9 protein-coding genes are annotated in these 12,091 nt (G+C 37.9%); all 9 read right to left on the reverse strand.

What is annotated here, in order from left to right:
* Positions 1 to 104: 104 nt before the first annotated feature.
* The 9 genes from LI112_RS01685 to LI112_RS01725 all read right to left on the reverse strand — a co-directional run bounded on the left by LI112_RS01685 (position 105) and on the right by LI112_RS01725 (position 12,087).
* Positions 105 to 1,313 carry an aspartate kinase gene (locus LI112_RS01685; protein ID WP_144368202.1) on the reverse strand — a complete coding sequence of 403 codons (1,209 nt, stop codon included), beginning with the start codon at positions 1,311 to 1,313 and terminating at the stop codon, positions 105 to 107.
* 25 nt (positions 1,314 to 1,338) lie between these two features.
* Positions 1,339 to 2,553, reverse strand: a complete 1,215-nt coding sequence (locus LI112_RS01690; RefSeq protein WP_227190130.1) for a homoserine dehydrogenase — start codon at positions 2,551 to 2,553, stop codon at positions 1,339 to 1,341.
* Positions 2,554 to 2,578: 25 nt separating this feature from the next.
* A complete protein-coding gene (locus LI112_RS01695) occupies positions 2,579 to 3,031 on the reverse strand; it encodes an ACT domain-containing protein (protein ID WP_227190131.1) in 453 nt (150 codons plus the stop codon).
* 215 nt (positions 3,032 to 3,246) lie between these two features.
* Positions 3,247 to 4,375, reverse strand: a protein-coding gene (gene prfB / locus LI112_RS01700) for a peptide chain release factor 2 (RefSeq protein ID WP_117591778.1) whose coding sequence is annotated in 2 segments (ribosomal slippage) — positions 3,247 to 4,299 and positions 4,301 to 4,375 — 1,128 coding nt in all. Because the reading frame shifts where the segments join, the coding sequence is not laid out codon by codon here.
* Between the two features lie 68 nt (positions 4,376 to 4,443).
* Positions 4,444 to 5,244, reverse strand: coding sequence for an MBL fold metallo-hydrolase (locus LI112_RS01705; protein ID WP_227190132.1), 801 nt, complete (start codon positions 5,242 to 5,244; stop codon positions 4,444 to 4,446).
* Positions 5,245 to 5,370: 126 nt separating this feature from the next.
* Positions 5,371 to 6,210 (reverse strand): hypothetical protein, encoded by an 840-nt coding sequence (locus LI112_RS01710; protein ID WP_227190133.1) that lies wholly within the window; start codon positions 6,208 to 6,210, stop codon positions 5,371 to 5,373.
* A 17-nt stretch (positions 6,211 to 6,227) separates the two neighbouring features.
* Positions 6,228 to 6,854, reverse strand: a complete 627-nt coding sequence (locus LI112_RS01715) for a hypothetical protein (protein ID WP_227190134.1) — start codon at positions 6,852 to 6,854, stop codon at positions 6,228 to 6,230.
* A 12-nt stretch (positions 6,855 to 6,866) separates the two neighbouring features.
* Positions 6,867 to 11,249 carry a leucine-rich repeat protein gene (locus LI112_RS01720; RefSeq protein ID WP_227190135.1) on the reverse strand — a complete coding sequence of 1,461 codons (4,383 nt, stop codon included), beginning with the start codon at positions 11,247 to 11,249 and terminating at the stop codon, positions 6,867 to 6,869.
* A 10-nt stretch (positions 11,250 to 11,259) separates the two neighbouring features.
* Positions 11,260 to 12,087: a leucine-rich repeat domain-containing protein gene (locus tag LI112_RS01725; RefSeq protein ID WP_227190136.1), complete on the reverse strand. Its 828-nt coding sequence runs from the start codon at positions 12,085 to 12,087 to the stop codon at positions 11,260 to 11,262.
* Positions 12,088 to 12,091: the final 4 nt, after the last annotated feature.

Genomic DNA, 12,091 nt, shown 5'->3' on the forward strand with positions numbered 1-12,091 from the left:
TTCAGGCATCAGACAAAAATTCCACCTTCGCAAAACCGAAGATGGAATTTACATATTTTGAATTTTACTGTTCCTTACTTCTGCAATGATCCCGACATCCTGTATCAGTCTGCAAGATTAAATGCATCATGTACTGCATTCATGGCTCTCACACCATCTTTTTCATTGATCAGAACAGTTACTCGAATCTCAGAAGTTGAGATCATATTAATGTTTACACCCTCATTATAAAGGCTTTCAAACATTTTTGCAGCAACACCAGGGTTGCTCATCATTCCTGCTCCAACAATAGAAAGTTTTGCAATATTTCTCTCTGAATGCAGTTCCTGATAGCCAAGTCTGGCTTTATTTTCTTCAAGAGCCGCAATTGCATCATCCAGATCTTTGCCATCTACCGTAAAGGAAATATCCTTTGTACCTGCACGTCCGATAGACTGCAGAATAACATCAACATTAATATGTTTTTTAGCAAGAACATCAAATAATTTAAAAGCCATACCCGGTACATCTTTCAGACCGATAACGGCAATCCTTACTGCCTCTGTATCAAGCGCCACACCGCTGATCAGCATTCTTTCCACTGTAACTTCCTCCTTTACGACAGTTCCCTCACTGTTATTCAGACTGGAACGTACCACAAGCGGTACTCCATATTTCTTCGCCATCTCTACAGAACGGTTATGAAGTACTCCTGCCCCAAGCGTTGCAAGATCCAGCATCTCATCATACGTAATTTCTTTCAGCTTACGTGCTTTCGGAACCTTACGTGGATCTGCTGTATAAACTCCGTCTACATCTGTATAGATTTCACAGGCATCTGCATGAAGAGCTGCTGCAAGAGCAACTGCAGTCGTGTCAGAACCGCCTCTTCCCAGAGTTGTATAATCATCGTATTTATTGACTCCCTGGAATCCTGTAACAACGACGATCTTATGATTTTCCAGTTCTCTGCGGATACGTTCTGTATCAATTCTTTTGAGACGGGCATTTCCATGCACACTTGTCGTATGCATAGCTACCTGAAATGCATTCAGTGATACCGCCGGAACTCCCAGTTTGTCAAATGCCATTGCCATCAGAGATACAGACATCTGTTCTCCAATCGTAAAGAGCATATCCATTTCTCTTTTTGGTGGTTTTTCATTAATATCTTCTGCCATGGAGATCAGTTCATCCGTATATTTTCCCATTGCAGAAAGAACGACTACCACATCATTTCCTTTTTTATATTCTTCAACACATCTGTTGGCAACATTGTAGATACGTTCTTTGTTTGCTACAGATGTACCTCCGAATTTCTTTACTATTAACATAGTTTCCTCCCGGAATACGATTTTATCAATCCTTTACACGGATCATTGCGATCACTTCACCATTCAGTTTACTGATCTTTTCTTTATATTCTTTCTGTTTCATGCACTCTGTAATGAATCCGAATTCATCTGGAAGAGAAGCAACTTTTACAATCTGAAGTTTTCCAAAAGCGGCTTCTGCCTGTGCTTCCGTCACACCTTTGACTCTTACGAAAAATCTTCCCTCCGTCTCATCCATCGGAGTCAGTTTCATCGGCTCATTTGACCAGTTTGTTGCAATATTTTCATGAAGATTCTTCGCTTCATCAACAACATCTGCCACCACTGCACTTGCTGTTGGAAGCTTTCCTGCTCCACTTCCGTAGAACATCGCATCTCCAAGCATGTTTCCATGTACAAAAACAGCATTAAAAACATCATTAACACTGTATAACGGGCTCTTCTGGCCAACCAGGAACGGTGCAACCAGTGCGGTGAATGTGTCCTCGCCCAGTTTTCGGCTGGTTCCGAGAAGTTTAATGGTCATGCCAAGTTCTTCTGCATATAACATATCTTCTGGTGTGATCTTTGTGATTCCTTCTGTATAAACATCTTCATAATTCAAAAACTTTCCATAAGCCAGAGAGGACAGGATTGCGATCTTACGGCATGCATCATAACCTTCTACGTCTGCAGTCGGATCAGCCTCTGCATATCCCTTCTGCTGTGCTTCTTTAAGAACCACATCAAAATCAGAACCTTCTGTTGCCATCTTGTACATCATGTAGTTGGTAGTTCCATTTAAGATTCCTGTGATCTCATCGACTTCATCTGCTGTCAGAGATCCGTTAAGTGCTCGAATGATCGGAATTCCACCACCGCAGCTTGCCTCAAACAGGAAGTTGATGTTCTTTTCTTTTGCAATCTCCATCAGCTCCGGGCCATGCTTTGCAACCAGTGCTTTATTGGAAGTGCAGACACTCTTACCTGCTTCCAGTGCTCTCTTTACAAAGGTATATGCCGGTTCAATACCGCCCATAACTTCTACTACAATGTCTACTTCCGGATCGTTGGCAATGATCTCATAATCATGTACCAGAACTTCCTGTACCGGATCTCCCGGAAAATCTCTGAGGTCGAGAACATATTTGATATTGATCTCCTGATCTGCCCGTTTATTAATGCTTTCGTGGTTTGTGTTGATAACCTCCACGACACCACTTCCAACTGTACCGTATCCTAATACCGCAATATTAACCATATCTTCCTCCTGTGTAAAAAAATTTCTATTCTCTTCCAAGGATCTTCAGATAATGAATTCCTTCCCGACTTTCGATTTCTTCAACCATGGCCTCTGCATCTCCCTCTCCCGGAAGAATATCTACACTGAGTGTGAGAGTTGCGATTCCATTGATTGGAATACTCTGATGAATCGTAAGAATATTTCCCTGAAAATGTGCAATGGTCTGAAGTACTACAGATAAAAGTCCTGGTTCATCATCCATCTGAATAATGAAGGTAATGGTCTTTCCTCTTGCCTCTTCGTGAAAAGGAAAAATATCATCCTTATATTTATAAAAGGAGCTTCGACTGATTCCGGTCTGTTCTGCTGCATCCTGTACTGTCTGCGCTCTGCCTGAATCAAGCAGGCGCTTTGCCTGTACTACCTTCAACAACACTTCCGGAACTGCCCGCTCCCTGACTACAAAATACTTCTTCTTCTCTGTTATCTTTTCCATTCCAATCTTCCTGTTCCTGTTGAGTCCTTAATCCTTTTACAGTGTATATCTGCCACATTGTGGATACTACTTGTAACCCCAATAATAGATATCCCTCCTCGGGCATGTCCATATATCAAGGACACGTGTTTCCCTATGAGGGATATGTTATCATACCAGCCCACACTCTGCAAGGATTTTTTGTCGCTCCAAACAGGCTGAAAACTGATGTTGTGTTACTGCTGCTCTGCTGGTTTATTTGACAGCGCGATCCATTTCAGATATGCATTAATGAATGGATCAATGTCTCCGTCCAGGACGGCATCCACATTACCTGTCTCTTCACTGGTTCTGTGATCTTTTACCATCGTATACGGCTGCATAACATAGGATCTGATCTGGTTTCCCCAGCCGATATCAGTAACTTCACCACGAATACCGGAAAGCTTTGCCTCCGCTTCCTGCTGTTTCAGAAGATACAGCTTCGCTTTCAGCATCTGCATGGCCTTATCTTTATTCATATGCTGAGAACGTTCATTCTGGCACTGTACCACGATTCCTGTAGGGAAATGTGTGATACGGATCGCAGAAGAAGTCTTGTTGATGTGCTGTCCACCGGCACCACTGCTTCGATAGGTATCAATACGGATATCATCATCATTGATCTCAACATCCAGATCTTTTTTAATATCCGGCATAACATCGCAGGACACAAATGAGGTCTGACGTTTACCGGCTGCATTAAACGGTGAAATACGCACCAGACGATGTACACCCTTCTCGGATTTCAGATAACCATAAGCATTTTCACCATTTACCTGGAATGTAACAGACTTGACACCTGCTTCATCTCCATCCAGATAATCCAGAACTTCCATTGTAAATCCCTTACGGTCTACCCAACGGCTGTACATACGATAAAGCATTCCACACCAGTCGCAGGCTTCTGTTCCACCGGCTCCGGCATTCAGCTTAATGATCGCATTTTCACTGTCATATTCTCCTGATAATAAAGTTTTGACACGAATACTGTCAAAATTCTTCTGGAATTCATCCAGCATTTCCTGAATCTCCGGAATGATTTCCGGATCATTTTCCTCATAGCCCATCTCGATCATGGTCTCCATATCTTCCATCTGGGTTTCCAGACTGTGATAGATTTCCATATCGTCCTTCATGCTCTTGAGTTCTTTCATCTTCTGCTGGGAAACTTCTGCATTATCCCAGAAGTCCGGCGCTTCCATTTCACGCTCTAATTCTTCAACCCTCTGCTCTTTATTAGCGAGGTCAAAGTGAATCCCTCACTTCCACTAATGGTTCTGTGTATGTTGCAAGAATACTCTTGAACTGATCTAATTCAACCACAGCTTCACCTTCTTTCTATATAATAAATATAAATAATCATATACTGTTATACAATACCATAATTTTGCCTATAATTCAATCTTTTCCAGATCTTCCGGCACATACAGATTACCGCTGAAATATTTCTTTCCCTCTTCTGTATATAATTCTTTACGACGTACAATATTTTTATCCTCTGTGTGATAAAGGATTAGATTCTGCACTCCCAGCTGTTCTGCCAGTTCACTGGCATCTTTTGCCGTTGAATGATGTTTCTCATATGGGTGAAAAACATCTGCCTGATCATAAAGGCAGAAAGCTTCATGAAGCAGCCATTTGCTGTTCTCGGCATATTTTTTCTCGCATTCATTATATGGCTCATCACCACAACAGGTAAGCTTTTCTCCATTTCCCATATCCATACAGAAACCATATTGTTTTGCCTTGGTGGACTGAATGTCGAAGAATGTTGTCTTATGTCCCATCAATTCTCTTTCTTCTCCGTCATTTACCACAACCAGATGCAGACGGTCTCCAATAAAGCAGGTCTGTTTTACCGGATAAAGCATCTCTGCCATTTCTTTGAGAATTCGGATGACTTCCTCGTGTCCATAGATAGTTGCTTCTCCATCATATTGTCCCTGTTTCATATTCTGACAGATCATGCGGATCATCCAGACAACCCCCATGATATGGTCTACATGTTTATGTGTCACAAAGATCTCGCGCATATCTTTCCAATCAAAACCTGCCTGTTTCAGCTGACGAAGCAGTGTATTTCCACCACCACCATCGACAAGAAGATGTTTATCCCCATCCTCCAGAACAAAACATGTGTTATAGCACTCCGTAACCATTGCATTTCCTGTTCCAAGCATTGTTATATTCATCGGAAAGTTCCTCCTGTGTGTTTACAATAATATCGGATTAATCTTACCATAAGTTAGCGAGAAAGGGAACAGACTGGCTGTTCCCTCCTTGATACAAAATTATTTACTTTTACTGGATCTATATAATTAAACATAATAAACATTCGAATATTGAGGATTTCCAGCTGAATTCCGCTTAGTAATTCCATTGATCCATCCTCTGCGACCTTTATAATTTATCTGATAATAAAATTTTCCATTCACAACGCGACATTTTTCCACTCTGATCTTAGCTCCTCTTCTAAGTGTCAGAAGTTTCTTGCCAGATCCACAATATTTATAAACATTAATATTGCTTTTCACTTTCAGGTATTTACCACCGCCACGTATTGACTGACTGATCAGCTTTCCATAAGTGCTTGTGCGTTTCAGCTTTCCGCTTTTATATGCATAAGTATAATCTACCCGGCAAAGCCCAAGAGACCATGTCATAACTTCATGTCGCACTTTTAAAGTATTTCCCGAACAGGAAATCACATCGCCTCGTTCATACTGACGATATTTTCCAAAACAATTATTCAAATTTAAAATACGTTTCCATGATCCATTCTTGTACTCATAAAGCCCATTCAAATATATATGATCGTTATCTCCATGTGCTCCTATATAAAGCAGTGTCTTTCTGTTTTTCAATTTATATAACCGAGCATCAAGATCGTAAAACGAATCCCATCTACCGCCATTTATGACCTGCTTTTTTCCATTTACCCTGACTACAACAGCTTTGTACTCTCCATAGCCCTGATAATTTCCCATGCTTATAGAAAACATATCCGCACGTCGATCACCGGTAACATCATGTTCTGTATACATTCTTCCGTCTCGCAGAACTATCGTGTCTGCTTTCGTAAGTTTTGCTGGAAACATTACCATCGCAAACAAGAACAAAAACAGAAATAATTTCTTATCAATACTTTTTGTATTCATATTTACGTGTCCCCCTTTCACATTTTCATATTATTTTTCCTGTTACTTGAAGTATTTCTATAATATTTCAAATCGCTTGTCTGTTTAATCCATTTTCTGGTTATCTGATCCCATCTTTTATAAGAAATTCTTTTTCCATTATATAAGCATTTATATTGTATATTTCCATTTTTCACTCCATTTACATACGCACCGCACATTACCTGTTTTACTTTTTTATTCTTTGTCAAAGTATAATACCAGTATTCAACATTTCCACATCCACCCCAAGATGCATGCAAACGTTTTGTTTCTCGGTTATAGCTTATACCTGACATAGGACTTCCAATCTCACCCGCATATCTCATTTTTCCACGTGTGTAAGTATATACATATGCTCTGGTCGGTGAATTTCCTACTCTCTCTTTTCCATCGGTAACAAGAAGTTCTTTCAGACCATCCTTATCAATATCCCATAATGTAAAATATTTGTACTTCCTTTGGATTAAAAATTTCCGATATGCCTTCTGGGCTTTCCTCTTTGTTGAAGAGGAAGCTTTTGCCTGAACAGTATACGTACCCAAATTCAGTGGTAAAGTTTCTGTTATCATCAATGTAGCTATGCACAATGTTATGATAGCAAGATAATGTTTAATTTTTTTCATGATTTTACCTCCCTATTTTACCGTAATTGTTACTTTTGCATTTTTCTTACCAGATTTTACAGTGATGACCACCTTACCTTTCTTCTTGGCAACTACTTTTCCAGTTTTGCTAACTGTTGCCACTTTTTTATTTGATGTTGAATATGTTACTTTTTCTTGGCTTGTCAATGGCGAGATCAAAGCCTTAATCTTATATGATTTTCCTTTTTTCAACACTTTGCTTCGTTCAGCAACCGTAACCTTTGAAGTTTTTACCGTTCCTTTCTGGACTTTTACTTTTGCCTTTAACTGTTTTCCACTTGCCAATTTTACAGTCAAAACTGCCTTCCCAGCTTTGACAGCTGTAATCTTACCTTTTTTTGTAACGGTAAAAATCTTCTTGTTACTGCTAGTATAAACTTTTATATAATCACCACTTGCAAGTCCAGATACTTTTAAAGCAGTTGTTTTTTGTTTTACCTTTAACGGAATTGACGTCATGTTCAACGAACCGGTAGGGGCAAGCTTAGCGAGTTTCTTTTGTTCTGTCTTTCCGCAACCTTTACAGGTTCTTTGACTATATCCTGCAACTAAAGCCGTTGATTTTCTTACAGTCTTCCATGCTCCATAAACATGCTTATGCTCCGCAGGCTTCATTGGCTGTGCCTGGTTTACTTTATATTCTTTTGTTACACTTCCTCCATACTCATTAATTCCAGTAACAGTTAATAAATAAGTTCCTGCATCAACAGCCCAGGTATCTCCATCAATCTCATAATCAGAATTTTCTATAAGTTTTTTTCCATCATATGTAACAGATATTTCAGGAAACTGAACTTTCCCATTTGCTGTCAGTGAATCAACTTCAATCTGCGCATCTTCAATATTACACAATGGAGTACCCACAATAAGTAGTACCGGATTAGTATAATTTGTTTTCATTTTATATTTAAACGAAACAGTTCCTGCTTCATCTGCTGTTTTCTGGTCAATATAAAGAACATTCGATGCAGCCAACAATTCTTCTTCCATATCATCATATAATGCCACAAAAAGATAAGATCCATTTGGTCTTAACCCAGTTTGAGTATACATGGAATTTTGTTCCCCTCCCCCTTCTTTCGCATTGCTAACAGGAACTTCTATTTCGTTAATAATAGCATCTTCTTCCTCACTTTCTTCACCATCTATACTCTCGCCATCTTCAAACGTAATCTCCGATACTTCTTCATTTGTTATCTGGTCTAAATCATCTTCTATCTCAGATTCTGTTTCCTCTCCATCATCCCGATCTATCTGCATATCTGAATCTTCAAACTCTACACTCGCCTGCTCAGCACTTTCGTCCGGATCCAGATTCTCTAAATCTTCCGTCAACACATCTGCGTTCCTTACATTTGCAACCTTATACGGAACCCATTTGATTTTTGCGTTCTGGAACTCTATTTCTTCAATTCCATCCCAGGTTTCATCTCCTTCCGGATAATATGCAGTGAAATTACAATTAGTAAACGCATACATTCTATTTATGCCAGGCATTTCTCCTTTAAAATACATTTTTGATAATTTCGTACAATTGGCAAAAGCACTATGATCAATATACTCCACTGAATCTGGTATCTCTATCTCTATCAAGCTTGTACAATTTTTAAACATATTTGTTCCAAGAGTAGTTATTCCTTTTCCTTTAAAAATCACTTTTTTAAGGGATGTACAATCCTCAAACAAAGCGCCTCCTTCTATTTCAGCACTCTCAGGCAATTCTATGGTTTCCAGACTACTGCATTTCCCAAATGCACAATCACCAATCCAAGAAATCCCCTCATGAAGTATTACTTCTTTCAAATTCACACAATTATAGAACATTCGATCCATAACTCCACCTACTGCTGGTATCTCAACCTTTTCCAATCCTTTGCATTCCCAGAATGTACTTCCGCCTATCCCTCCTGGTTCAATACTTGACGGTATTTTTATTGATTTCAGACTATGACAGCAGATAAAAGCTCCAAAATCAATTTTTTTCAACGTCTCTGGAAGAATAATATCATGTATACTGTTACAATCCTGAAATGCTCTTTCGCCAATTTCGCGGATGTTAGATGGCAATTGGAAATTTGTAAGTTTATAGCAATTATAAAATACACTATTTCCAATTTTTGTCACGCTGTCAGGCATTTCAACTGTTTCCAGTCGTTCACAATCTTTAAACGCATATGCACCTATTGATTTTATTCCCTTTGCAATTTGTACCTCTACCAGATTTTCACATCCTTCAAATGCTGATTCACCTATATATGTAATTCCTGCATTTATAATAACTTTTCGTATTTCCTTTTCCCGTGTCTTCCATGGAGCGGCATTTTCACCCCAACCATAATCCGGCATTTTCCCCTGAGCAGAAACACGGAGTATTCCATTACTTAATGTCCAGCTTACTTCACCTTGAACCGTAATCTTTTTTGAAGTTTTTCTGTTTCCAACGCTAAGACTTCCTTCACCTTTTTCTCTTCCTTTTGTGACCTTGACAGTATAACTTCCATTTTGCAAATAAATACTCTGTTTTCCTTTATCATTCAATTTCACACAAGACTGTTTGTTTCCATTTTTTAATGTAATGTCCACAGCTTTTCCCGTTTTTTTATCATATACAGTAACTTCACCTTCTGGAACTGCATTGTCATTATCATCGATTGCAGTTATATCGACTTTATAACTTGTGTGAGGGCATTTGCGGAAACCAAATTCATTTTTATCTGTGCTCCAATAAAAATCTGTTATTTTTAATGTAATAGATGCAATTTTACATTCTATATCTTTCCAGTCTTTCAATATATTTAATTTGGCTTTTGCTTCTATTTTTACATTAATTTTTCCATCAATACACTTATTGCATTCATGAACCATATCATCACTGCTCGTGGCAATCAGTTTTTTCCCAACTACTTCTAGTCCACTAGTCGCGTCCATCTCTGCTTTGCACACATTTTCATCAATGACAGATAAATCCGGAACTATACATAAACCAAGAAATAATTTTCCTTCCATTTTTATTTCATTTTTGATATTAGGATTATAAAATGGTGCTTTATCGTCTATTCCAGAGTTGCTGTCATATCTAAATCCAATACTTCCTTTCCATTCTCCTTCCCATTTCAATTCTCCAGATGCACTTACAACAAAATATAATTGACACTTAACCTTAATACATGGTATCGGATATTGTGTGAGTTTGGAAAGTTGTATCTTTGTCAGATCACATTTTCCAGAAAATTCTACTGAAATCGAATTTGAGTATTCAGTCTCCATTGAAAAATACTTATAACTTAAAGAACAATAAAATTGGATATGAAAATTAAGCTTAAGCCCTACACTTCCCTTGATAGCTCCTCGTTTAATTTTGTATGCCACTGATGCACTTATGCTTCCATCCCCATCCAATGCCCCTACCGCCGGAGCATTTTCTGTCGCTTCTTCTAAATATGTAACTCCTGACTCCAGATTATTATTATCAATTTCAGCATCTCCGCTTCCACCGTCTGCATCTATTTTTATATAATCAAAATAATCTGTCAGATCCGTATCGTCAGATTGAGTAATTATAACCGTTGTCCCATCTACTTTAACGGACATAACTTTTATTAATAAAACAGATCCATCCATGTACTTATAAGATAAGGTATCACCCTGTTTAAGTCCGATAATTTTCTGATCCGCATTATCAATTTCGATAATGCCATTTCCCATATCTTTCAGTTCATTTATGCCTTCATTTTCCTCTATTACAACAGTATCATTATTATAAACTGCAAAATTAGTTTCTTTATTGTTACCATCCAACTGTAATACGTCTTCTGGAGCATAATCATCTACTGTAGATTTTTCCAGCTCCTGCATTTCTTTTGTATACATTTCAGTTGTATACTCTTGACAAAGGGGACGATTATTTTCCTTGCTAAGCAAGTACGCTGTAGCTGTAAAATATTCTGGCATTTCGTCTATGTCAAAAATTATCTCTTTATATGTATCATCTTTATTTACTTCTGTTTTTTCATAATCTAACATCTGAATATGATTTTCATCATACACTCCAACAATTAGTTGTGCTTCTGATTTTACCGAAAATGAAACACAGGCAACATTTCTACTGGATTGATCATCGTCTTTATCTTCGCCTTCAAATTTCAAAGACATAATACAATTACCTTCATTTTGAAATCGCTCATCTTTTTGTGTTTGAATTTCCGATGCAAGCATTTCTCCAACAGAATCTGTTCCCTCTACTTCCATTTCCACAGATGCATCTGAACCCAAAGATGTCTTATTTTCCTCACTTGCGTACACAACATTAAATGAATTTAAAAAAATAGTCAAAGCAAGTAAAATTGTCAATAATTTATTTACCTTTTTTCTCATTTGATCTCCTTTACTCCAACTTTATATCTGTTCCCGTAAGATTTTCAAGAACCTGTACATTCTTAATTGGATTATCTCTTAAGCTTACTTCCGTAAGATTCTTGAGATTCATTAATGGTTCTACGTCTTCTATCAGATTTCCTCCCAATTTTAGGATTTTAAGTTTATCGAGTTTACTGAGAGCAGATATGTCTTTTATTCGATTTCCATATAATACGAGTTCTTCCAGGTTAGTCATTTCCCCCAGGGCATCGATGTTTTCGATATCATTGTTAGGCAACCATAATTTTTCAATATTAGTCAAATTTTTTAATGCCTGTAAATCTGAGAACTCAGCGCCCTGGATGGTCAGACTTTTTAATGAAGTTAGATTTTCCAAAAGATCAAGGGATTTTATGGCATATTCATCCAACTGCAGTTTTTCTAAATTAGTCAGTTCGCCTAATGCAGTATTGTCATCAACGCTACATTCATTCAGACGTAATTTTCGAAGTTGAGGAAACTTCTTCAAATCCTCCAGTGTAGAAAATTCCTGCAATGCAAGTATTACACACATATCGTTTCCTGCATTATAAACATATTCTTCTGTCGTATCTTCCCAATCCAGTTTCACGGTATACTGCGAGTCTATACTGATGCCTGTTATCCCCTCAATATCTGCATATATTACTTCTTCTTTTTTCAAAGCCTTACAGATCAATGCACCAAAATTTTCATCTTTCCATTGAACAGTCAATGTACTATCGTTTGCATCCTGTACTGCTGCTTCTGTCCTTTTTGTTAAAATAAATATTGAAAACAGAAGTACTATAAAATAAAAATGCTTAATTTTTCTCATATCT

The organism is Blautia sp. 210820-DFI.6.14, from assembly GCF_020558815.1.
Lineage (GTDB): Bacteria > Bacillota > Clostridia > Lachnospirales > Lachnospiraceae > Blautia_A > Blautia_A obeum.